This is a genomic window from Amycolatopsis rifamycinica (assembly GCF_000695625.1).
Taxonomy (GTDB): Bacteria; Actinomycetota; Actinomycetes; order Mycobacteriales; family Pseudonocardiaceae; genus Amycolatopsis; species Amycolatopsis rifamycinica.
In genome coordinates this window covers 236,955-257,413 of record NZ_JMQI01000043.1, presented here as the reverse complement: position 1 = coordinate 257,413, position 20,459 = coordinate 236,955, and the positions used below count along the sequence as shown (strand labels likewise).

General features: G+C 71.7%; 24 protein-coding genes and 2 riboswitches. Of the genes, 12 read left to right on the top strand and 12 right to left on the bottom strand.

What is annotated here, in order from left to right; all coding sequences use genetic code 11:
* Window positions 1-18: 18 nt before the first annotated feature.
* Window positions 19-140, top strand: a riboswitch (TPP riboswitch).
* A complete protein-coding gene (gene thiC, locus DV20_RS20910) occupies window positions 134-1,771 on the top strand; it encodes a phosphomethylpyrimidine synthase ThiC (protein ID WP_043782725.1) in 1,638 nt (545 codons plus the stop codon). Its footprint overlaps the riboswitch before it by 7 nt.
* Window positions 1,768-2,568, top strand: coding sequence for a bifunctional hydroxymethylpyrimidine kinase/phosphomethylpyrimidine kinase (gene thiD / locus DV20_RS20905; RefSeq protein WP_043782723.1), 801 nt, complete (start codon window positions 1,768-1,770; stop codon window positions 2,566-2,568). Before thiC ends, thiD (DV20_RS20905) begins: the two co-directional genes overlap by 4 nt.
* Here thiD (DV20_RS20905) and DV20_RS20900 read toward each other — a convergent pair.
* Entirely contained in the window at window positions 2,565-2,960 is a 396-nt protein-coding gene (locus tag DV20_RS20900) for a winged helix-turn-helix transcriptional regulator (RefSeq protein ID WP_043782720.1), read from the bottom strand. The two genes, thiD (DV20_RS20905) and DV20_RS20900, sit on opposite strands and share 4 nt — an antisense overlap.
* A gap of 91 nt (window positions 2,961-3,051) precedes the next feature.
* Between DV20_RS20900 and DV20_RS20895 the strand changes: the two genes are divergently transcribed.
* Entirely contained in the window at window positions 3,052-3,975 is a 924-nt protein-coding gene (locus DV20_RS20895) for an NADP-dependent oxidoreductase (protein ID WP_043782718.1), read from the top strand.
* Here the strand turns inward: DV20_RS20895 and DV20_RS20890 are convergent.
* The gene (locus DV20_RS20890; protein ID WP_043782716.1) at window positions 3,972-4,982 is read right to left on the bottom strand and encodes a phosphatidylinositol-specific phospholipase C domain-containing protein; all 1,011 of its coding nucleotides are present in this window, start codon (window positions 4,980-4,982) and stop codon (window positions 3,972-3,974) included. The two genes, DV20_RS20895 and DV20_RS20890, sit on opposite strands and share 4 nt — an antisense overlap.
* 105 nt (window positions 4,983-5,087) lie before the next feature.
* Between DV20_RS20890 and thiD (DV20_RS20885) the strand changes: the two genes are divergently transcribed.
* Window positions 5,088-5,906 (top strand): bifunctional hydroxymethylpyrimidine kinase/phosphomethylpyrimidine kinase, encoded by an 819-nt coding sequence (gene thiD / locus DV20_RS20885; RefSeq protein ID WP_043782714.1) that lies wholly within the window; start codon window positions 5,088-5,090, stop codon window positions 5,904-5,906.
* 4 nt (window positions 5,907-5,910) lie between these two features.
* Here the strand turns inward: thiD (DV20_RS20885) and DV20_RS20880 are convergent, their stop codons facing one another.
* On the bottom strand, window positions 5,911-6,207 hold the full coding sequence (locus tag DV20_RS20880; protein WP_043782711.1) for a hypothetical protein: 297 nt from the start codon (window positions 6,205-6,207) through the stop codon (window positions 5,911-5,913).
* Between the two features lie 78 nt (window positions 6,208-6,285).
* Here DV20_RS20880 and DV20_RS20875 point away from each other — a divergent pair, with 78 nt between their 5' ends.
* Window positions 6,286-7,089, top strand: coding sequence for an ion transporter (locus DV20_RS20875; RefSeq protein ID WP_043782710.1), 804 nt, complete (start codon window positions 6,286-6,288; stop codon window positions 7,087-7,089).
* A gap of 10 nt (window positions 7,090-7,099) precedes the next feature.
* Here DV20_RS20875 and DV20_RS47030 read toward each other — a convergent pair whose 3' ends face one another.
* The 5 genes from DV20_RS47030 to thiO form a co-directional block, all read right to left on the bottom strand.
* Window positions 7,100-7,225: a hypothetical protein gene (locus tag DV20_RS47030; protein ID WP_268747437.1), complete on the bottom strand. Its 126-nt coding sequence runs from the start codon at window positions 7,223-7,225 to the stop codon at window positions 7,100-7,102.
* A gap of 88 nt (window positions 7,226-7,313) precedes the next feature.
* The gene (locus DV20_RS20870; RefSeq protein WP_043782708.1) at window positions 7,314-7,742 is read right to left on the bottom strand and encodes a MarR family winged helix-turn-helix transcriptional regulator; all 429 of its coding nucleotides are present in this window, start codon (window positions 7,740-7,742) and stop codon (window positions 7,314-7,316) included.
* Between the two features lie 161 nt (window positions 7,743-7,903).
* Window positions 7,904-8,662 carry a thiazole synthase gene (thiG, locus tag DV20_RS20865; protein WP_043782707.1) on the bottom strand — a complete coding sequence of 253 codons (759 nt, stop codon included), beginning with the start codon at window positions 8,660-8,662 and terminating at the stop codon, window positions 7,904-7,906.
* A 1-nt stretch (window position 8,663) separates the two neighbouring features.
* Window positions 8,664-8,864, bottom strand: coding sequence for a sulfur carrier protein ThiS (gene thiS, locus DV20_RS20860; protein ID WP_043782706.1), 201 nt, complete (start codon window positions 8,862-8,864; stop codon window positions 8,664-8,666).
* On the bottom strand, window positions 8,864-9,937 hold the full coding sequence (gene thiO, locus DV20_RS20855; protein ID WP_043782703.1) for a glycine oxidase ThiO: 1,074 nt from the start codon (window positions 9,935-9,937) through the stop codon (window positions 8,864-8,866). Before thiO ends, thiS begins: the two co-directional genes overlap by 1 nt.
* A riboswitch (TPP riboswitch) is annotated at window positions 9,931-10,036 on the bottom strand. (Overlaps the previous gene by 7 nt.)
* 31 nt (window positions 10,037-10,067) lie before the next feature.
* On the opposite strand from thiO, the gene thiE reads away from it, so the two are divergent.
* The gene (thiE, locus tag DV20_RS20850; protein WP_043782701.1) at window positions 10,068-10,727 is read left to right on the top strand and encodes a thiamine phosphate synthase; all 660 of its coding nucleotides are present in this window, start codon (window positions 10,068-10,070) and stop codon (window positions 10,725-10,727) included.
* Here thiE and DV20_RS20845 read toward each other — a convergent pair whose 3' ends face one another.
* Entirely contained in the window at window positions 10,728-11,462 is a 735-nt protein-coding gene (locus DV20_RS20845; protein WP_043782699.1) for a hypothetical protein, read from the bottom strand.
* 147 nt (window positions 11,463-11,609) lie between these two features.
* Between DV20_RS20845 and DV20_RS20840 the strand changes: the two genes are divergently transcribed.
* Window positions 11,610-12,560: a threonine ammonia-lyase gene (locus DV20_RS20840; protein ID WP_043782697.1), complete on the top strand. Its 951-nt coding sequence runs from the start codon at window positions 11,610-11,612 to the stop codon at window positions 12,558-12,560.
* Here DV20_RS20840 and DV20_RS20835 read toward each other — a convergent pair.
* The gene (locus tag DV20_RS20835; protein WP_043782696.1) at window positions 12,557-14,080 is read right to left on the bottom strand and encodes an MFS transporter; all 1,524 of its coding nucleotides are present in this window, start codon (window positions 14,078-14,080) and stop codon (window positions 12,557-12,559) included. The genes DV20_RS20840 and DV20_RS20835 overlap by 4 nt on opposite strands.
* A 44-nt stretch (window positions 14,081-14,124) precedes the next feature.
* The gene (locus tag DV20_RS20830; RefSeq protein ID WP_013230307.1) at window positions 14,125-14,880 is read right to left on the bottom strand and encodes a GntR family transcriptional regulator; all 756 of its coding nucleotides are present in this window, start codon (window positions 14,878-14,880) and stop codon (window positions 14,125-14,127) included.
* 148 nt (window positions 14,881-15,028) lie between these two features.
* Between DV20_RS20830 and DV20_RS20825 the strand changes: the two genes are divergently transcribed.
* Both DV20_RS20825 and DV20_RS20820 read left to right on the top strand, forming a co-directional pair.
* Window positions 15,029-16,075: an SIS domain-containing protein gene (locus DV20_RS20825; RefSeq protein WP_084093578.1), complete on the top strand. Its 1,047-nt coding sequence runs from the start codon at window positions 15,029-15,031 to the stop codon at window positions 16,073-16,075.
* Window positions 16,072-17,028 (top strand): N-acetylglucosamine kinase, encoded by a 957-nt coding sequence (locus DV20_RS20820; protein WP_043782695.1) that lies wholly within the window; start codon window positions 16,072-16,074, stop codon window positions 17,026-17,028. The genes DV20_RS20825 and DV20_RS20820 overlap by 4 nt, the downstream gene beginning before the upstream one ends.
* Window positions 17,029-17,138: 110 nt before the next feature.
* Here DV20_RS20820 and DV20_RS20815 read toward each other — a convergent pair whose 3' ends face one another.
* Window positions 17,139-17,798, bottom strand: coding sequence for a DUF3159 domain-containing protein (locus DV20_RS20815; protein ID WP_043782693.1), 660 nt, complete (start codon window positions 17,796-17,798; stop codon window positions 17,139-17,141).
* 268 nt (window positions 17,799-18,066) lie between these two features.
* Between DV20_RS20815 and DV20_RS20810 the strand changes: the two genes are divergently transcribed.
* The 3 genes from DV20_RS20810 (at window position 18,067) to DV20_RS20800 (ending at window position 20,459) form a co-directional block, all read left to right on the top strand.
* On the top strand, window positions 18,067-18,882 hold the full coding sequence (locus DV20_RS20810; protein ID WP_043782692.1) for an SGNH/GDSL hydrolase family protein: 816 nt from the start codon (window positions 18,067-18,069) through the stop codon (window positions 18,880-18,882).
* A gap of 426 nt (window positions 18,883-19,308) precedes the next feature.
* A complete protein-coding gene (locus DV20_RS20805; protein ID WP_235190898.1) occupies window positions 19,309-20,043 on the top strand; it encodes an OmpA family protein in 735 nt (244 codons plus the stop codon).
* Between the two features lie 14 nt (window positions 20,044-20,057).
* Window positions 20,058-20,459, top strand: coding sequence for a hypothetical protein (locus DV20_RS20800; protein ID WP_043782690.1), 402 nt, complete (start codon window positions 20,058-20,060; stop codon window positions 20,457-20,459).

Here is a 20,459-nt window from a genome sequence, read left to right as displayed (position 1 = left end):
GTGGCATGGTCGGAGGCACAACACCAACGCGGGAGCTCGCGCCATGGCGGGCTGAGAGGGTGACTTGCGTTTCGCAGGCGTCACCGACCGCATGAACCTGACCGGGTAATGCCGGCGTAGGGAGTGAAAGTCGTTGACGACGCTTGAGAACAATGCTGCCGTAAAGGTCACCACCGGTCCGATCACCGGCTCGCACAAGGCGTACCACCAGACGGAATCCGGCCTCCGCGTCCCCGTCCGGCGGATCGATCTCTCCAACGGTGAACACTTCGACGTCTACGACACCTCGGGCCCGTACACCGATCCCGACGTCGAGATCGACGTCCACAGTGGACTGCACCGGCTGCGGGCCGGGTGGGCCGACGGGCGGGAGCACAACACCCAGCTCGGCTGGGCCAAGCAGGGCGTCATCACGCGGGAGATGGAGTACATCGCCGCCCGCGAGCGGGTTTCCGCGGAGTTCGTGCGCGACGAAGTGGCCCGCGGCCGCGCGGTGATCCCCGCCAACCGCAAGCACCCCGAGACCGAGCCGATGATCATCGGCAAGAACTTCCTCGTGAAGATTAACGCCAACATGGGCAACTCGGCCGTCTGGTCGTCGGTCGAGGAAGAGGTCGACAAGATGGTGTGGGCGACCCGCTGGGGCGCCGACACGATCATGGACCTCTCCACCGGCAAGCGGATCCACGAGACGCGGGAGTGGATCATCCGCAACTCGCCGGTCCCGGTCGGCACCGTGCCGATCTACCAGGCGCTGGAAAAGGTCGACGGCGAACCGGAAAAGCTGTCGTGGGAGGTCTACCGCGACACCATCATCGAGCAGTGCGAGCAGGGTGTCGACTACGTCACCGTGCACGCCGGCGTGCTGCTGCGCTACATCCCGCTGACCGCGCGGCGCGTCACCGGGATCGTCAGCCGCGGCGGGTCGATCATGGCCGCGTGGTGCCTGGCGCACCACCAGGAGTCGTTCCTGTACACGCACTTCGAAGAACTCTGCGAGATCCTGCGCCAGTACGACGTCACGTTCTCCCTCGGCGACGGCCTGCGTCCCGGCTCGATCGCCGACGCCAACGACCGCGCCCAGTTCGCCGAGCTGGAGACCCTCGGCGAGCTGACGCACATCGCGCGCTCGCACGACGTCCAGGTGATGATCGAGGGCCCCGGTCACGTGCCGATGCACAAGATCAAGGAGAACGTGGAGCTCGAGGAAAGGCTCTGCGGCGAGGCGCCGTTCTACACCCTCGGTCCACTCGCGACGGACATCGCGCCGGCGTACGACCACATCACGTCGGCCATCGGCGCGGCGCAGATCGGCTGGTACGGCACGGCGATGCTGTGTTACGTGACACCGAAGGAGCACCTGGGCCTGCCGAACCGCGACGACGTGAAGACCGGCGTCATCACGTACAAGATCGCCGCGCACGCCGCCGACCTGGCCAAGGGGCACAAGTACGCGCAGGAGTGGGACGACGAGCTGTCGAAGGCGCGCTTCGAGTTCCGCTGGAACGACCAGTTCAACCTGTCGCTGGACCCGGACACCGCGCGCTCGTTCCACGACGAGACGCTGCCCGCCGAGCCGGCCAAGACCGCGCACTTCTGCTCGATGTGCGGCCCGAAGTTCTGCTCGATGCGGATCACCCAGGACGTCCGCAAGTACGCCGAAGAACACGGTCTGTCCACTGTGGAGGCCATCGAGGCCGGCATGGCTTCGAAGTCGGCGGAGTTCACCGAGTCCGGCGGCAAGGTCTACCTGCCCGTGGTGCAGCCGTGACACCGAGGACGGCTCTCACCATCGCCGGATCCGACTCCGGCGGTGGTGCGGGCATCCAGGCCGACCTGCGCACGTTCTTCGCCCACGGCGTCCACGGGCTGGTCGCGCTGACGGCCGTCACCGTGCAGAACTCCCTGGGCGTGCAGGGCTTCACGGAGATCCCGGCCGACGTCGTCACCGCGCAGATCAAGGCGGTGGCGTCGGACATGGGCGTCAACGCGGCCAAGACGGGCATGCTCGCCACGGCGGAGATCATCCGCGCGGTCGCGAAGACCCTGGACGAGGTGGAGGTCGGCCCGTTCGTGGTCGACCCGGTCGCGGCGTCGATGACGGGTGACCCGCTGCTGCGAGAGGACGCGCTGGAGGCGATCCGCACAGAACTGTTCCCGCGCGCGACCCTGATCACGCCGAACCTCGACGAGGTCCGGTTGCTGACAGGAGTTCAGGTCGTCGACGCCGCTTCCCAGCGGGCCGCCGCCGAAGCCCTGCTGGAGTTCGGCTCGCGGTGGGTCCTGGTCAAGGGCGGCCACATGCAGGGCACAGCCGAGTGCGTGGACCTGCTCTCGGACGGCCGGGAGTACCTCGAACTGACCGGACCGCGGTACGAGACGGAGAACACCCACGGCGGCGGCGACACGCTGGCGTCGGCGATCACGGCGTCACTCGCGAAGGGCGCCTCGGTGCCGGACGCGGTGGCGGCCGGGAAGAAGTTCATCGAGCGCTGTGTCGCGGAGGGCTATCCGCTGGGCGCGGGGGTGGGGCCGGTTTCGCCGTTCTGGGTCCTGGACAAGAGCTAGCGGACGGGCTGCAGCTCGCGGCCGTCGTACTGCTCGCGGGCCGCGCGGATGCGGTCGAAGTTCGCCTGCGACCACGTGCTCAACGCGATCAGGTGCGCCCCCACCTCCGCGCCCATCTCCGTCAGCGCGTACTCCACCGTCGGCGGGGTTGTCGGGTACACCGTGCGCGTCACGAAGCCGTCGCGCTCCAGCTGGCGCAGGTTCTGGGTCAGCATCTTCTGGCTGATGCCGTCGACCGCGCGGCGCAGCTCGCCGAAGCGGTGCGGGCCGCGGGCGAGCGCGCCCAGCACCAGCGCCGTCCACTTGTTGGCCAGTAGGTCCAGCACGTCACGGCAGGGGCAGTTGCGGAGGTACACATCCCAGGGTCCGCCCTGGTCGCAGGTAGTTTCCATCAGGTACCTACTGTACAAGCAAGTGCCTTCTGGCGAAAAGTGACGAACGCTCCGAGGATGGAGGCGACCCCGAGATCCAAGGAGAGAACCGATGCGCATCGTGACCCAGCAAGCCCTCGGCGGGCCGGAGGTGCTCCAGATCACCGAGGCACCGCGCCCCGAACCCGGGCCGACGGAGGTCCTGGTGCGGGTGGCGGCCGCCGGCATCAACCCGGTCGACTGGAAGGTGCGGCGCGGCGGCGGGTTCCTCGGCGACCCGCCGTTCACCGTCGGCTGGGACGTCGCCGGTGTCGTCGAAGAAGCCGGCTTCGGTGCCACAGGCCTGGACGAGGGCGACGAAGTCCTCGGCATGCCGTGGTTCCCGCGACCGGCCGGCGCCTACGCCGAGTACGTCACCGCGCCCTCGCGGCACTTCGTGCGCAAGCCGGCCGGGCTGTCGTTCGCCGAGGCCGCCGCCCTTCCCCTCGCCGGACTCACCGCGTGGCAGGGCTTGGTCGACGTCGCGAACGTCCACAAGGGACAGCGCGTGTTCGTCGACGCCGCCGCGGGCGGGGTCGGGCACCTCGCCGTGCAGATCGCCAAGGCGCGCGGCGCGCACGTCATCGGCACGGCCAGCGCGGGCAAGCACGAATTCCTGCGCGAGCTGGGTGTCGACGAGCCGATCGACTACCACGACCAGGACGCCACCACGTCCGATGTGGACGTCTACTTCGGACTAGTCGGCGAGGAGAGCGACCTGCGCTGGCTGCCCGCCATCAAGGAAGGCGGCCTGCTGATCGGCGTCCCGAGCGGTGTGGGCGACCGCGTCGAAAAGGCCGCCGAAGCCAGGAACGTCCGGACCAGGCGGATCCTCGTCGAGCCCGACCGCGGCGGGCTGACCGGCCTCGTCGAACTGATCGAAGCCGGTCAGCTGAAGGTCCGCGTCGAGCAGACGTTCCCCCTGGAGGACGTCGCCAAGGCGCACGAGCTGGGTGAATCGGGCCGGGTGTCCGGCAAGCTCGTGCTGACCCTCTAACCGCGGGCGAGCACCTGGGGCAGCACCGTCGTGAGCCCGGTCCAGTCCGCGGTGACCACCGACGCGTGCTGCTTCGCCAACTCGGCGACGCGCTGGTTGGCCTGGTCGACCGTCGGGCTGTGGCTGTCGATGGCCGGCGCGACGTTCTGCGCGTCGGTCATCACCAGGTAGTAGTGGTTGGCGTCGTACCACCACGGCCCGGTCTGGGTCACCCAGGCGTTCGCGTCGCCGTCGAACACGACGAACCACGGCTTGAGGTCGGCGGTGTACTTGTCCCGCGGGTCACCGCCTGCCGCGCCGTGCACGGTCGGGAAGATGTTCGCGTCGCCGAGCTTGCCCGCGTTCTTCAGGCCGGTCAGGTAGCGCGCGTACTCGACGTCGGTCTTCAGCGTGTCGGTCGAGTTCCCCTCCTCCACCGTGCCCGGGATGATCTCGGTGATCACCCGGCCCCGCAACGCGTCCACGGACGGCCAGTTGTCCGCCTTGGCCGCGTCGTCCAGCGTCGCGTAGCCGCCGAGCAGCTCGGCCGGGCGGAAGGCGACGCTGCCGAGGTGCGCCCGGAACGTGGCGTCGAGCTCGTCCGGGCCCATGCCGGTGTTGTCCGAGAAGCCGGTCTTCATCTCGAGCTTGAGCGTGATCGGCGGGTGCCCGGGGTGGGCGGCCAGCCAGATCCGGATGTCGTCGAGGCAGTACTCGAGGTTCTTGTTCTTCCCGCCGGAGTACAGCTGGGCCGCCGACGTCGCGGCGACGCAGTTGTTGTTGTTCCCCAACGGGTTCGAGTGGCTGACCTTCCATTCGTGGGTGAAGAAGTCCGGCCACACGTCGAGCTCGATCAGCGACGAACCGGCGTCGAGCGCCCTGGCCAGGTAGTCGTAGGCCGCCGGGTCGTACGTGTTGTGCACGCCGACGGTGGTGACGTGGGAGAGCTTGGGACTGTCCGCGTTGGCGGCGGTCGCTCCGGAGAGCACGAGCGCGGCCGTGAGGAGTACCACCGAGGAGAGCTTCATCCAGACTCCTTCGAACGTGAGTAACCTTCACAATGTCGCACCGTGGTTGACTGTTGATGAAGCAAAAGAGGCTGATTGGCCTAGACCAGAAGTCGGGAAACCACCATGATTCCTTCGGCGCTCACCATCGCCGGGTCGGACTCCGGCGGCGCCGCCGGGCTGCAGGCGGACCTGCGCACCTTCCTGACCTGCGGGGTGCACGGCCTGGTCGCGGTCACCGCCGTCACCGTGCAGAACACCCTGGGCGTGCACGACCGCGCCGACCTCCCGCCGCACATCGTCGCCGGGCAGATCGAAGCCGTGGCCGCGGACATGGGCGTCGGCGCGGCGAAGACCGGCATGCTGGCCTCGGCCGAGATCATCCACGCCGTCGCCGCGGCCTGCGACAACGCCGAAATCGGGCGGGACGCGAAGATCCCGTTCGTGGTGGACCCGGTCGCGGCGTCGATGCACGGTCACCCGCTGTTCGACGAGGCCGGCCTGCACGCGCTGCGCGACGAGCTGCTGCCGCGCGCGACGGTCCTGACGCCGAACCTCGACGAAGTCCGGCTGCTCACCGGCATGACCGTGACCGACCGCGAGGGCATGCACACCGCGGCGGTGGTGCTGCACCGGATGGGCCCGCGGTACGTCCTGGTCAAGAGCGGCCACCTGCAGGCCGACCCGGAGTGCGTGGACCTCCTGTTCGACGGCTCGACGTTCGTGGAGCTGCCGGGACGGCGCTACGCGACCCCGCACACGCACGGCGCGGGCGACACGATGGCGTCGGCGCTCACCGCGGGCCTGGCCAAGGGCATGTCGGTGGTCGAGGCGGCGCGGTACGGCAAGTGGTTCGTGTCGCACGCCGTCGAGCACGCGTACCCGATGGGTGCGAAGGTCGGCCCGGTCTCGGCCTTCTGGCGGCTGGCTCCCGAGGAGCGCTGACGGTTCAGCCGATCTGCTGGTGGCCGAGCGCGCGCAGCACGTCGGCCAGCCAGACCAGTCCGTACCCGACCACTCGATCGGGGTCATCGGCCATCTCCGTCAGGTGCGCCCACGACTCGCTCAGCCGGCCCACGGTGTGCTCGGTGGGCGCGTGGCCGAGTTCGTGGCGCTGCTCCGGGAGGAGTTCCCAGAACAGGTCGTGGTCGAGCGTCACCGAGCCGCCGTCGCGTTCCGCGTGCGCCAGCAGGAGTTCGGTCACCTCGCGCAGCCGGGCCAGCGGGATTTCGGGGCCTTCACCCATGCGCTTCCCCTCTCTTCTCGCCAGCTATCTTGGCCGCCGAGCGGATTTACCGATCCTTGACCGAAGCGGGGGGTGCCCTTGACCGGGCGCGAGCGGGTGGCGGCGGTCCTGGAGGGCCGCCGCTTCCAGAACTTCATCATCGCCGTCATCGTCTTCAACGCCGTCACCCTCGGCATGGAGACGTCGAGGTCGCTCATGGACGGCTACGGCGGCCTGCTGCACGTCCTCGACCACCTCGCGCTGGGCATCTTCGTCGCCGAGCTGCTGGCGAAGTTCTACGCCTACCGCGGCGGCTTCTTCCGCGACAACTGGAACGTCTTCGACCTGCTGGTGGTCGGCATCGCGGTGATCCCGGCGACCGGGCCCTTCGCGGTGCTGCGGTCGCTGCGCGTGCTCCGGGTGCTGCGGCTGATCTCGGTCGTGCCGTCGATGCGCAAGGTCGTGTCCGGCCTGCTCGCCGCGATCCCCGGCATGGCGTCGATCGCCGCGCTGCTCGCGCTGATCATCTTCGTGGCCGGGGTGATGGCGACGAAGCTGTTCGGCGCCATCGACCCCGGCGACTTCGGCGACCTCGGCACGTCCCTGTTCACCCTGTTCCAGGTGATGACCGGCGAGGCGTGGCCCGACATCGCGAAGACGATCATGGAACAGGCGCCGCTGGCCTGGATCTTCTTCGTCGTCTACATCCTCGTGTCCAGCTTCGCGGTGCTGAACCTCTTCATCGCCGTCGTGGTCAGCGGCATGGAAGACGAGCTGCGCCAGGACATCCGCGAGGAGGAGGCGAAGCAGGCCGAAACGCAGGCCGCCGCCAACCAGGAGATCCTCGAAGAGCTCCGCGCCCTGCGCGCGGAGCTGGCCGAGCTGCGGAAAACGACCGCCTAGCTGGTGGCGATCAGCGCTTCTTCCCGGCCCGGCGACCCATGATGGTCCCCCCGATCACGGCCAGGATGGCGATCACCACGAGCACGCCGCCCATGGGGGTGTCGGGAGACGAGAACACAGCCAGCGTGGAGTCCACGTGTACCTCCCCAGGTGTGCCGGCCGACGGTCGGCCGGCGTGCTGCAGGAGTACCCGATCACCTGGCGCGCCACACCCGGAAGGGGTCCTAGTCGTCCGCGATCAGGGCTTCGAGCGCCGGCAGCGCCGCCAGCAGGGCCTCGCGGTGGTCGGGCGAGAGCCGGTCGAGGCGCCGGTTGAGCTCCTGCACCCGGGTCGACCGGACGCCGGACACCAGCCGCTCGCCCTCCTCGGTCGCCTTCGCCAGCCACGCCCGGCGGTCGACCGGGTCGGACTCGCGGCTGACGTACCCGGATTCGACCAGGGACGCGATGATCCGCGACATGGTCGCGGCGGCGACGCCCTCCCGGGCCGCGAGGTCGCCGAGCCGCAGCTGGCCCGCGTGCACCAGCGTCGCCAGCGCCGAGATGGCGCCGTGGCCCGGCCCGGGCACCCCGGCCTGCCGCAGTGACCGGGAGAGCCTGCCCACGGCGAGGTACAACCTGCCCGAGACGTCCTGGACCGATGTGCTCGTCACGGCTGGCTCCTTCTGCCTCACGCGGGCGCGGGTGCGCCGTAAAGTGCCGTCCACCTTACGGGGCGGAGGTCACGCTCGGTGTTAAGCCACCACAGCGTTATCCCCGGGGCTTCGCCCCGGGCCGGGGGCTCCGCCACCGGACCCCTCAAAAAAACAGCAGTTCACCGGGGTGGGCTCGACGCCTGCGCCCAGAAGCGCTGCGGCACGCGCCCGGCCTCGCGGGCCAGCCGCCCGGCGATGACGCCCGCCCGCATCGCCGCGGCCATCCGCTCGGGATCGGCCGCCCGGGTGACGGCCGTGGAGAGCAGGACGGCGTCGCAGCCGAGCTCCATCGCCAGCGTCGCGTCCGAGGCCGTGCCGATTCCGGCGTCCAGGATCACCGGGACACCCGCCCGCGAAACGATGAGCTCGATGTTGTGCGGATTCCGGATGCCGAGGCCGGTGCCGATCGGCGCGCCCAGCGGCATCACCGCGGCGCAGCCGGCCTCCTCCAGGCGCAGCGCGAGCACCGGGTCGTCGTTCGTGTAGGCGAACACGGTGAACCCGTCGGCGGCCAGCCGTTCGGCGGCGTCGAGGGTCTCGATCGGGTCCGGCAGCAGCGTCCGGTCGTCGGCGTGCACCTCGAGCTTGACGAGGTCGGTCTCCAGCGCCTCACGCGCGAGCTGCGCGGTGAGCACGGCTTCGGCGGCCGTCCGGCAGCCCGCCGTGTTCGGCAGCAGCTCGATGCCGAGCCTCTTCAGGAGTTCGAGGACGCCGGAGCCGCCTTCGGCGTCGGCGCGGCGCATGGCGACGGTGGTCAGCTCGGTGCCGGACGCGACCAGCGCGCGTTCCAGCACGGCGAGGTTGGCCGCGCCGCCGGTGCCGATGATCAGCCGGGACGTCAGCTTGGTCGTGCCGATGACCAGCGGTGCTTCGTCCATTTCAGCCTCCCTGGACCGCGGTGAGCACGTCGAGGACCGCACCCTTGGGCACGGGGGTGGCCGCCCAGTCGGCGCGGCGCACGACGACGCCGTCGACCGCGACGGCGATGCCGGGCCGTTGCCCGCCGGTGGCGTCGAGGACGTCGGCGACGGTCGCGTCGTCCGGGAACGCCGTCCACTCGCCGTTGAGCTTGATTTCCATCACACGGGCTCCTTCTGGTGCAGGCGGGCGGGGGACGCGGCCGCGGTGCCTTCGGGCGGCTCGTCCCCCTCGAGCCAGGCGACCACGGCGTCCGCGGTCACCGGGGCCATCAGCAGGCCGTTGCGGTGGTGCCCGGTCGCGGCGAAGACACCGCCGTCCAAGGCGCCGAGGTACGGCAGCGCGTCCCGGCTGCCGGCCCGCAGGCCGGCGGCGGTTTCGGTCAGCTCGTACTCGGTGATCGCGGGGAAGACGCGTTCGGCGCCTTCGAGCAGCTCGCGCACGCCGCGGGCGGTGACAGCCTGGTCGAAGCCGGCCTCGTACTGCGTGGCGCCGAGGACGAGCTCCTGGTCGCCGCGCGGGACGAGGTAGATCGGCCGGCCCTCGACGACGGCCCGGACGGTGTGCGACGGCGGCGGCAGGCAGCCGCGACGGGGCTTGAGCCGCAGGATTTCGCCCTTGAGCGGGCGCACGGCGCCGGCGAGCCGCGGGTGCAGCCGCCCGGTCCAGGCGCCGGCGGCGAGCACGACGGCTTCGGCGTCCGGGAGTTCCTCGACGCGCTCGCGCACGAACCGGACCTGGTGGTTGACGCAGGCCGCGTACAGCGCGTCGAGCAGTTTCCGGTTGTCCACGGCCAGGTCACCGGGCACGTGGAGTCCACTTCGGACGGAACCGATCCCCGGTTCGAGCCGCTTGGCCTCCCGGCCGGTGAGCCGCTCGGCCGCGCGGCCGAGGGAGTGCAGGTGGCCGGCCAGGATGTCCAGGTAGCCGGCGTCGGCGCTGTCGAAGGCGACGACGAGCGTGCCGTGGCCGGCCAGTCCGGGGTCGACGCCCTCTTTTCGCAGGTCGCGCGCGAAGCCGGGCCACCGGTTGAGCGATTCTTCGCCGAGGCGGAGGACGTCCTCCTCGCCCGGCCAGGCCTCGGTGACCGGGGCGAGCATGCCGCCGGCCAGCCAGGACGCGCCGCCGCGGACGGGCTCGGGGTCGTAGAGGGTGACCCTCCGGCCGGTGCACGCGGCTCGCCACGCCACGGACAGGCCGATCACGCCGCCGCCCACCACTGCCAGGTTCGTCATGGAATCACGCTCCCTGCGCCGGCATGACCCGGATCAGGTTCCACGGTCGGAGCGGCAGCTCCCTCTCAGCCCGTGCCCCGGGCTCCCGTGCGGACAGTCCCACCCTAACGCGGAGGGTACGGTCGCCGCTATGCCCGCCCTCTCCGGTGACAAGATCCGCGCCCGCCTCGACGCGGCGCGCCTGTACCTGTGCACGGACGCCCGCACGGACCGTGGCGACCTGGCCGCCTTCGCCGACGCGGCCCTCGCCGGCGGCGTCGACATCATCCAGCTGCGCGACAAGACCGGCGCACTGGAGGCGGCCGGCGAGATCGCGGCGCTGGAGGTGCTGGCCGAGGCGTGCGCCCGGCACGGGGCGCTGCTGTCGGTGAACGACCGGGCCGACGTGGCCCTTGCCGTCGGGGCCGATGTCCTCCACCTGGGGCAGGACGACATCCCGGTACCGCTGGCCCGCCGCATCCTCGGCGACGACGTCGTGATCGGCCGCTCGACGCACTCGCTCGACCAGGCCCTGGCGGCGGCCGCGGCGCCCGGGGTGGATTACTTCTGCACGGGCCCCTGCTGGCCGACGCCGACGAAGCCGGGCCGCCCGGCGCCGGGCCTTGACCTGGTGCACGCGACGGCGGCGTGGGCCCCGGACCGGCCGTGGTTCGCGATCGGCGGCATCGACGAGCCGCGGCTCGGCGAGGTCCTCGACGCGGGAGCGTCCCGGATCGTCGTGGTCCGGGCGATCACCGAGGCCGAGGACCCCGAGGCCGCGGCACGGGCGCTGCGGGCCCGGCTGCCCTGATCACGGGGTCGGCGTCGTCGCCGCGCCCTTGCTGGTCGGCGGCGTCGCCGTGGTGGCCGGCGCCGAGGTCGACGGCTGCTGGGCCGTCGTGCTCGGGGTGGTCGACGGGGTCTCCGACGACGTCGTCGGCGCGGTCGAGCTCGACGAAGGCGGCGTGGTCGCCGTCTCCGTCGGGGACACCTGCGTGTCGTCCGTGCCGGTCGGCGGCGTGGTCGACGGAGTCCTGCCCTGGTGGCCGCCGTCGCCGGTGAAGATCTTGCCGATGCTCGAGCCGGTTCCGCCGCCGATCTGGGTGCCCGTCGCCGACTCGAAGCCGACGATCGACAGGATCGCCACCGCGAACGCCGCCAGGCTCGTGCCGATGAGCAACGGCCAGCGCAGCTTCCGCAGCCGCGAGGACAGCCGTGACGGCTCGTCCTCCGGTGGCTTCAGCCGGACCGTCGGCTGATCGGTGACGTCCACGGCCTGCCCGCGCCGCCGGATCCCCGACGTCGCCAGCTCACGCGCCTTGAGCGCCGCCGCGCGGGTGCGTTCCAGCGAGCGCAGGTACAGCTCGCTGCCGACCGTCGACACCACGCTCGCCACGCCGGCCCCGATCACCGTGCCGGCCACGCCCAGTGTCGAGCCGAGCAGCGCCGCGGTCACCGCCGCCAGCGCCGCCGCCAGTACCTGCGCGATCCGCAGGCCCGACTTCTGTTCCTTCTCCTCCGAAGCCGCTACGTTCTCCTTGCTCATGATCCCGATCTAGGTAGTCCGTGTTCTCCCCTGTCCAACGTCTAAGGCGCGTGAGGCACTCCCCTCGTTGCCACGGCGTGAGGAGGACCACTCCGTCTGTCCATATTAGACACTCCGAACCGCACGTTTTCTTGACATACTCGGCACATGGAACTGGTGACGATCTCTGACATCGAGGCCGCCGCGAAGCGCGTCGAAGATGTCGCCGTACGCACGCCCCTGCTGCTCCAGACCTGGGATCCCCGCGGGACCCTGTGGCTCAAACCCGAAAACCTGCAACCGGTCGGCGCGTTCAAGGTGCGCGGCGCGTTCAACGCCATCGCCGCGCTCGACGACGCCGCCCGCGCCCGCGGCGTGATCGCGTACTCGAGCGGCAACCACGCGCAGGCGGTCGCGTACGCGGCGCAGCGGTACGGCGTGCCCGCGGTGATCGTCGTGCCGGACGTCGCGCCGCGGATCAAGGTCGAGGCCACCCGCGCCTACGGTGCCGAGGTCATCGAGGTGCCGATCGGCGAACACGAGGGCAAGGCGCGCGAACTGGCCGCCGAACGCGGGCTGACCCTCGTCCCGCCCTTCGACCACGCGGCCATCATCGCCGGACAGGGCACGGCCGGCCTGGAGATCGCCGAGGACCTGCCGGACGTCGACGTGGTGCTCGTCCCGATCAGCGGCGGCGGGCTGGCCGCCGGTGTCGGCACCGCGATCCGGGCCCGGTGCCCGCGGGCGAAGGTCATCGGCGTCGAGCCCGCGCTGGCCGCCGACGTCGCCGACAGCCTCCGGCAAGGCGAGCTGGTCCGGTGGCCGCAGGCCGACCGGGCCCGCACGATCGCCGACGGCCTGCGCTCGCAGCCGTCGGAGCTGACGTTCGCCCATCTGCGGGAGGTCGTCGACCAGATGGTCACGGTCACCGAGGACGAGATCCGCGAGGCCGTGCGGGTCCTCGCCCGCAAGGCCCGGCTGGTGGCCGAGCCCAGCGGCGCGGTGACGACGGCGGCGTACCTGTTCCACGCCGAGGAGCTGCCGCCCGGGAAGACGGTCGCGCTCGTCTCGGGCGGCAACGCCGACCCGGCGCTGTTCGCCGGAATCCTCGCCGGTTAGGAACCCGCGACCGGGGTCCCGCCGCTGCGGATGTGCGTCGGCGGGCCCTCGATGCCGCAGTGGTAGCACTCGCCGAGGTGGGGGCACTCGTCGTCGGGCTCGGCTTCGGCCGGCGGCGCGAGGACGCCGTTGTGGATGCCCAGCGCGATCAGCCCGCCCGCGATCGCCAGGGCCGCGCAGATGACCAGCGCCGTCCGCCAGCCCGCCGTCAGCGCCACCGGGTCCGCGTACGCCTCGCCGGTCAGCCCGGCCGCCGCCGGCAGCACGGCCACCGCGAGCAGGCCGCCCGAGCGGGCGATGGCGTTGTTGACGCCGGACGCGACGCCGGCGTAGCGGTCCGGGGCCGCGGCGAGCACCGTCGCGGTCACCGGGGCCACGACCGTCGCCAGGCCGAGCCCGAAGACCACGACCGCGGGCAGCACCGTGCCGAGGTAGGACGCGCCGGGGGCGATGCGCAGCATCAGCAGCATCCCGGCGCCGACGACGATCGGGCCGACGACGAGCTGCGCGCGCGGGCCGATGCGCTGGGCGAGCGCGCCGGAGCGGCCCGAGAGCAGCAGCATGATCACCGTCAGCGGCAGCCCGGCCAGGCCGGACGCGGTCGGCGAGTAGCCGAGCGAGACCTGCAGCTGCATGACCAGCAGCATCATGACGCCGCCGAGCGCGGCGTAGACGACGAAGGTCAGCGCGTTCGACAGCGTGAACGTGCGGTCGCGGAACAGCGACGGCGGCACGAGCGGTTCCGCCGAGCGGTGCTGGACGACGACGAACGCGACCAGCCCCGCGATCCCCAGCAGGCCCGCGACCAGCACCAGCGGGTCGCCGACGCCCCGGGCGGGCGCCTCCACCAGCGCGCCGGTGACCCCGGCGAGGCCGAGGGCGCCCAGGGCGGCGGCGCCGAAGTCCGGGTGCCCGGTGGCGTCGGGGTCGCGGGATTCGGGGACGAACTTCCGCGCCATGAGCACCACGGCGACCGCGATCGGCACGTTGATCAGGAACGCCAGCCGCCACGACCACACCTGCACGAGGAACCCGCCGAGCAGCGGACCGGCGGCGGCCGCGATGCCGCCGAGGCCGGACCAGGCGCCGATCGCGCGGGCGCGGGCGTCGTGCGCGAAGGACGACTGGAGGATCGCGAGCGACCCGGGCGTCAGGAGGGCGCCGCCGATGCCCTGCAGGATCCGCATCGCGACGAGCATCTCGGTGGACGTCGCCGCGGCGCACAGCCCCGACGCGACACCGAACCAGACGACACCGACGAGGTACATGCGGCGCCTGCCGTACCGGTCACCGAGCGAGCCGGCGACGAGGATGAGCGCGGCGAGCGCCAGCAGGTAGCCGTCGAGGATCCACTGGAGACCCGCCACGGAGGCGTTCAGCTCGGTGCCGATGCGGGGCAGGGCGACGTTGACGATGGTGCCGTCGAGCATCGCCATGCCGGAGCCGAGGATGGTGGTCGCGAGCACGCCGCGGGCGGCGTGGGTTCCCCACCGGATTCCGGTGTCTTCGGTGGCAGTCACCCGGTCAACTTCACCGTGACCGGGGACCGCCGTCAACCGCGGGCTTACGGCAGCAGCGTCGTCACGAACTTGTAGCGGTCGCCGCGGTAGACCGAGCGGGCGAACTCGACCGGCTTGCCGTCCGTGGCGAACGAGTGGCGGGTCAGCATCAGCACCGGCATGCCGACGTCCGCGCCGAGCATTTCCGCTTCCTGCGGCCCGGCGAGCGACGTCTCGATCGTCTCTTCCGCGCGCTCGAGTTCGACGCCGTAGTGCTCGCGCAGAACGGCGTACAACGAACCGCCGGCGGAGACGTGTTTGCGCAGCCCGCGGAATCGGCCGAGGGGAAGGTGCGTCGTCTCCAGCGCCATCGGCTGCGAGTCCGCCAGTCGAAGCCGTCGAAGGCGAAGAATTTTCGCGCCGGTCCGGATTCCGAGCAGCTTCGCCAGATCGCCCTCGACCGGCAGTTCCTCGACCTCCAGCAGTTTCGACGACGGCTTCAGGCCCTGCTTGCGCATGTCCTCGGTGTAGGAGGACAGCTGCAGCCGCTGCGCGAGCTTCGGCTCGGCCGCGAAGGTGCCTTTCCCCTGCACCCGGTGCAGGCGGCCTTCGGCGGTGAGGTCGGCCAGCGCCTGGCGCACGGTGGTGCGGGAGACCGTGAACTCCCCGGCGAGCGCGCGTTCGGTGGGGATCGGCGACCCCGGCGGCAGCACGTCCAGCAGGTCGAGGAGGTGCTGTTTCAGCGCCCAGTACTTGGGCTCGCGCTGCCCGCGCAGCCCCGCGACGGCGCCCGCCTCGCCCGTGGTGGTGGTCTCCAACATGCCCGGCTCCCTCTGTCTTCCCTCATCGCACGCCACGTCCCCGTAAGAAACGTACCCTTTTCCCCCAACGCGCCGCCCCTATAACATTGGTCTAGACCTGACCGACGCCGCCTGAGTCCGGTACATAATGCCGGAGGTGGAGAGGAAAATGATGACCGAACAACGGCCCGGCGCGCACATGGCCGCGGAGATCGCCCAGCAGCCGGACGTCTTGGCGGGACTGGTGGCGCGTCAGGCGGAAATCGCCGAAGTGGCGGAAAAGATCTCACACCACCCGCCGCGGTTCGCGTTGCTCGCCGCGCGTGGATCGAGCGACCACGCAGCGTTGTACGCGAAGTACCTGATCGAGGTACTCCTCGGTCTCCCGGCCGGTCTGGTTTCCCCGTCCACGGCGACCCTGTACGGCGCGCGGCCCGATCTGCGGGACGTGCTGTTCGTCACGGTGAGCCAGAGCGGCGGCTCCCCTGACCTGATCGAGGTCACCGAAACGGCGCGGCGCCAGGGCGCGCTGACGGTGTCGGTCACCAACACGCCGGACTCGCCGCTGCGAGCGGCGTCCGAGCTCGGCGTCGACATCGGCGCGGGCGTCGAGAAGGCCGTCGCGGCCACCAAGACGTACTCCGCGACGCTGATGGCGCTGTACCTGCTGATCGACGCGGTGCGCGGCGGCAAGGCGGCCGACGCCGAGAAGATCGGCGAGCTGGCCCAGCAGACCCTCGACGGCGCCGCCGAGGGCGTGCAGCGCGCGGTCGACCGGTACCGCTTCGTGGACCGGGTCCTCACCACCGGCCGCGGTTACTCCTACGCCAGCGCGCTCGAGGGGTCGCTCAAACTCGCCGAGACCAGCTACCTCGCCGCCCGCGCGTACAGCGGCGCGGACCTGCTGCACGGGCCGGTCGCGGCGGTCGACGGCGAGACCGCCGTCCTCGCCGTGACCAGCAAGGGACAGGGCGGGCAGGCGATGCACGAGGTCCTCGAGGCCGTCGGCAAGCGCGGCGCGGACGTCCTCGCGGTCGGCTCGGCCGCCGCCGAGATGCCCGCGGCGCTGCGCATCGACGTCGCGCCGACGGTCGAGGAGCTGGCGCCGATCCTGGAGATCCTGCCGATCCAGCGGATCGCGCTCGGGCTGTCGCTGGCCCGCGGCGGCGACCCGGACAGCCCGCGCGGCCTGCTGAAGGTGACCAAGACCCGGTGAGCTTCGCGGTGGGCGTCGACGCCGGCGGCACGTCGACCAGGGCCGCCCTGGTCGACGCCGCCGGCACGGTGCTGGGCACCGGGCGCGGCGAAGGGGCCAACCCCAACGCGCACGCGCCCGAGGTCGCCGCGGGCCGCATCGCCGACGCGATCACCGCGGCGCTCGGCGCCCACGACCCCGGCGCCGTGCGGGCGTGCGTCGTCGGCATGGCCGGGGTCAGCAAGCTGAGCGACCAGAGCGTGGCGGCGGTCTTCGACGCGGCGTGGACGCGAATCGGTCTCACGTGTGCGGTGCGGACGGTCGCCGACGCCGAAGTGGCGTACGCGGCGGCCACCCCGGCCCCGGACGGGACGGTCGTCGTCGCCGGCACCGGTTCGATCGTCGGCCGGATCCGCGCGCGGCGGCTCGCCGGCACGACCGGCGGCTACGGCTGGCTGCTCGGCGACGAAGGGTCGGCGTTCTGGCTCGGCCGCGAAGCCGTCCGCTCCACTTTGGAGGCACTCGGGCGCGGGCGGCCGCTCGACGGGCTCCCGGCGGCGGTGCTCGGCGCCGCGCTCGGACTGTCCGCTTTGGACGTCCACGGCGACGCCGGGCGGCTGGCCGCGTCCCGGGCGCTCATCACGGCGGCCAACGCCGAGGCGCCGGTCCGGCTCGCCCGGTTCGCCCCGTTGGTGAGCGCGGCGCACGCCGCGGGCGAGCCCGCGGCCCGGGAGATCGTCGCGCGCGCGGCCGGGCACCTGGCCGAAACCGCCCTCGCGGCGCGCGAGCCCGGCGAGTCGACCCCGGTCGTGCTCGTCGGCTCCGTGCTCACCGGAGCGAGCCCGGTCGGCGAGCTCGTGCGCCGCCGTCTGGCCGGTCTCGAGGTGCTGACCAGCTCCGATGGGGTGCTCGGGGCGGCCTGGCTGGCGGCCGTGGAGGCCTTCGGCGAGGGGACGCCGCGCCCCCGGGCGTGAGGATATTGAGCAAAACGCGGCGCAAAGACGCGAAAACGTCGACTGAACCCGGGTAGTCCGGGTACCGTAGGCAGTGGCCCCCGGACCCTCCCCCCTCGCCGGGGGCCGCCTTATGCCCCGGGTACGTCCTCCGAGCGGGTTTCCGGAGCCAGGCGCAGGCCGGGGTGCTCCGGCGGCAACGCCCGGTAGAGCACCCAGCCACTGACCGCGACGGTCAGCGCGACGAGCGGCCACGAGAGCACCGTCCGGGCCACGCCGAGCGCGATCACCTGGCCGGCCGACCACAGCAGGCCGTAGACCACCACGCGCAGCGTGTACTGGAGCACCCACACCCAGCTGGCCCGCGAGTAGGCCTTGAGCAGCACGCCGTCGCGCCGCCACCGCGTCTTCTGGCCCAGCAGCAGGCCGACGACGACGCCGAGCAGCGGCCAGCGCACGACGATGCTGGCCGCCCAGAGCAGGGCGCTGGCCACATTGGACATCAGCTGCAGCAGGAAGAAGTCCTGGGCGCGGCCGGTGTGCAGGGCGATCAACGCGGCGGCGACGACGGCGGCCAGGCTGACGACCAGCGCCCGGACCTTGCCGCCACGGGCGATCCGGTAGATCCCGACGGCGACGGCGACCACGACGGCGGCCGCGGCGCCCCAGGCGACGGACTGGCCGGCCGCGAGCCAGCCGGCGACGAAGCCGACGGGCGGGATGCTGGCGTCGAGCGCGCCCCGGCGGCCACCGAGGATCTGCGCGAGCGACTCACGGGGTTCTCCGGACACGTGTCCAGCCTGCCGGACCGGGGGCGGGACGCCCCGGCCGGGGAGATTTTCGCCACATCGGGTGCCGGATTTGCCTCCGAGTGTGCTGTTTCCCGGCATGCCGGAGGTGAAGACTACGTAATAGAGAGGCGCGGAAGGCCGACAAGATAAGACACTGTTACCGCAGGCTGAACGACCCGGGGGTGAGCGGGTGTGGGGCCGGTGGTTAGTTGAGGTGTACAACTACATGCCGGGGTGTGGCGGTCGCAGCATGGGAAGGGGACCCAACGTGTACGGATTCGACAGCTATGTGGCGCTTGGTGACAGCTTCACCGAGGGCCTGAACGACGACCTGCCGGACGGCTCCTTCCGCGGCTGGGCCGACCGGCTCGCCGAGGTACTGGCGGGGGGCCGCAGCGACTTCCAGTACGCCAACCTCGCCCTGCGCGGCAAGATGCTCGACGAGATCCTGGACGAACAGCTGCCGATCGCCCTGGAGCTGAAGCCCGACCTCGTCACGCTCTGCGCGGGCGGCAACGACATCATCGTCCCGGGAGCGGACGTCGACGCGGTGACCGAGCGCCTGGAGGAGGGCGTCGCGAAGCTGCGTGAAGCGGGCATCCCCGTGCTGATGTTCAACGGCCCGGACACGAAGGTCCTGTCGGTGATGTCGGTCCTGCGGGGCAAGGTGGCGATCTACAACACCAACCTGTGGGCGATCGCCGAGCGTTACGGAGCCCGCATGGTCGACCTGTGGACGATGGGCCCCCTCCACGACCGCCGGGCCTGGAGCGACGACCGGCTGCACTTCTCCCCGGAGGGCCACCGCCGCATCGCCCTGAAGGCGGCGGAGGTCCTGGGCATCCCGGTGGCGGCGGACTGGCGCGAGCCATGGCCGCTGGAGGACCACCCGAGCCGCTGGCTCGACTCGCGGCGCTCGGACCTGACGTGGACGAAGGTGCACCTGCTGCCCTGGATCCGCCGGCAGCTGCGCGGCCAGTCGATGGGGGACGGGTTGTCGCCCAAGCGACCGCAGCTGGCGCCGCTGCTTCCGCTGGATGCGCTCGACGTGACGGAGAGCGCTCCGCAGCAGCAGGCCAGCTGAGGTTTTTCGTCTTGGAGGGGCTTTCGGCGCAGATGGGGTTGGGTGCGCTGGAGGCCCCTTGAGGTGCTTTTCCGGCGGGTTATCGGCGGTTTCGCTGGGCGGTGGGTTTGGTGGGCGCGGGTGACCGGCGCCGGGGATAGCTCCGGGCCAAGACTCTCGGGCGACCAAGGCTGAGGTCGACGAGGTGAGCTCGCTCGGCGCCGGCCGCCCTGCGAACGAGCATCCCCGCCCGAAACCGCCCCCGGACCTGACCCACCCTCCCTGGGGGAACCACCCGTCTCCAGCCTATCGCCCACCTCCGACGGAAAGTGCCCGTCCGATCACGATCTCCGAAGTTGTCCACATGTCGACTTGCCTGGGGACAACTTGTGGATCACCACCCGGATTCAGCTCGCCAACCCGCCGGACCCGGCTTACAGTCCCCTTATGCGTCGGCGCTGGATCCTCGTGGTCCCGGTTGCGGTGCTGGTCACAGCGCTGCTCGCGGGAATCGCCACCTGGACTCAGTCCGGGGGCCTGGAACGCGACCTCGCCGCGCGCGCACAGGCCGCCCTCTTCGAAGCCGGCCTGCCCACCGGGGATGTCCGCTTCGACGGGCGCGACGCCACCCTCAGCGGCTTCCCGCCCGGTCAGGCGCTGCGAGCCCTCGAAATCGTGCAGCACGTCGACGGTGTCCGGGCCGCCAAAGTCACCGGTGATGTCATCCCCGTGGCGCCGAGCACCACCTCGAGCCCGCCACCGCCGCCGACGACCAGCACCACCGCGAGCCCGCCGCCCACCACCAGCACCACCGCTCCGCCGCCCACCGACAAGGCCGGGGTGCAGGCCGAGATCGACCGGCTGCTCACCGAGGCGCCCATCGCCTTCGAGCCCGACTCCGCGCGGCTCACCCCCGAGGGCGAACAGGCCGCACGCAGCATCGCGATCGCGCTCGCCAAAGCGCCCGCCGGCTTCCGGTACCGGGTCACCGGGCACGTCGCGCGGGGGCCCGGCGGGGAGAGCGCCGCCCTCAAGCTGTCGCGGGACCGGGCGCGGGCCGTCGCGCGGATCCTCACCGCCAACGGGCTGGCGGCCAAGCGCGTGACCTACCGGGGGCTGGGCGACACCCGGCCGGCCACCGGCGGCGAAGAGGACCGGCGTGTCGAGATCACGGTCGTTTGAGGGGTGATGAGCTGATGTTCTGGCTGTTCGGGCAGATCTGGCTGTGGCTGATCGTCGCCTTCGCCCTCGGGGCGCTCACCTCGTGGCTCGTGCTGCGCACCGCCCAGCGCCCGCGGCCTGAGCCCGAGCCCGAGCCGGAACCCGAGGAAGAACCCCGGTACGAGCCGCCCCCGCCGCTCTCGACCGAGCAGACGCAGTTCATCCCCGCCGCCTGGGTCCAGCACGCCCCCGAGCGGCGGACGGACCCCCACGACGACGAGGAACCCGAACCCGTCGGCCACCGCGAAGGACACCTGCCGCTGCCGCCGCAGCGGGGCGCGCAGGCCGAGGACTGGCCCACCGAGGAAGAGCCCGCCTGGCCGGAGTCCGAAGACGCCGCCCCGCGGTGGCCGCACCAGCCTGGGCGCGGTGGCTGA

Bases quoted from the DNA above. Each gene is read 5' to 3' on its own strand.
- DV20_RS20900 (WP_043782720.1), bottom strand. From the start codon at position 2,960: ATGGAAACTACCTGCGACCAGGGCGGACCCTGGGATGTGTACCTCCGC.
- DV20_RS20895 (WP_043782718.1), top strand. From the start codon at position 3,052: ATGCGCATCGTGACCCAGCAAGCCCTCGGCGGGCCGGAGGTGCTCCAG.
- DV20_RS20890 (WP_043782716.1), bottom strand. From the start codon at position 4,982: ATGAAGCTCTCCTCGGTGGTACTCCTCACGGCCGCGCTCGTGCTCTCC.
- thiD (WP_043782714.1), top strand. From the start codon at position 5,088: ATGATTCCTTCGGCGCTCACCATCGCCGGGTCGGACTCCGGCGGCGCC.
- DV20_RS20880 (WP_043782711.1), bottom strand. From the start codon at position 6,207: ATGGGTGAAGGCCCCGAAATCCCGCTGGCCCGGCTGCGCGAGGTGACC.
- thiG (WP_043782707.1), bottom strand. From the start codon at position 8,662: ATGGACGAAGCACCGCTGGTCATCGGCACGACCAAGCTGACGTCCCGG.
- thiS (WP_043782706.1), bottom strand. From the start codon at position 8,864: ATGGAAATCAAGCTCAACGGCGAGTGGACGGCGTTCCCGGACGACGCG.
- thiO (WP_043782703.1), bottom strand. From the start codon at position 9,937: ATGACGAACCTGGCAGTGGTGGGCGGCGGCGTGATCGGCCTGTCCGTG.
- thiE (WP_043782701.1), top strand. From the start codon at position 10,068: ATGCCCGCCCTCTCCGGTGACAAGATCCGCGCCCGCCTCGACGCGGCG.
- DV20_RS20845 (WP_043782699.1), bottom strand. From the start codon at position 11,462: ATGAGCAAGGAGAACGTAGCGGCTTCGGAGGAGAAGGAACAGAAGTCG.
- DV20_RS20840 (WP_043782697.1), top strand. From the start codon at position 11,610: ATGGAACTGGTGACGATCTCTGACATCGAGGCCGCCGCGAAGCGCGTC.
- DV20_RS20830 (WP_013230307.1), bottom strand. From the start codon at position 14,880: ATGTTGGAGACCACCACCACGGGCGAGGCGGGCGCCGTCGCGGGGCTG.
- DV20_RS20825 (WP_084093578.1), top strand. From the start codon at position 15,029: ATGATGACCGAACAACGGCCCGGCGCGCACATGGCCGCGGAGATCGCC.
- DV20_RS20805 (WP_235190898.1), top strand. From the start codon at position 19,309: ATGCGTCGGCGCTGGATCCTCGTGGTCCCGGTTGCGGTGCTGGTCACA.
- DV20_RS20800 (WP_043782690.1), top strand. From the start codon at position 20,058: ATGTTCTGGCTGTTCGGGCAGATCTGGCTGTGGCTGATCGTCGCCTTC.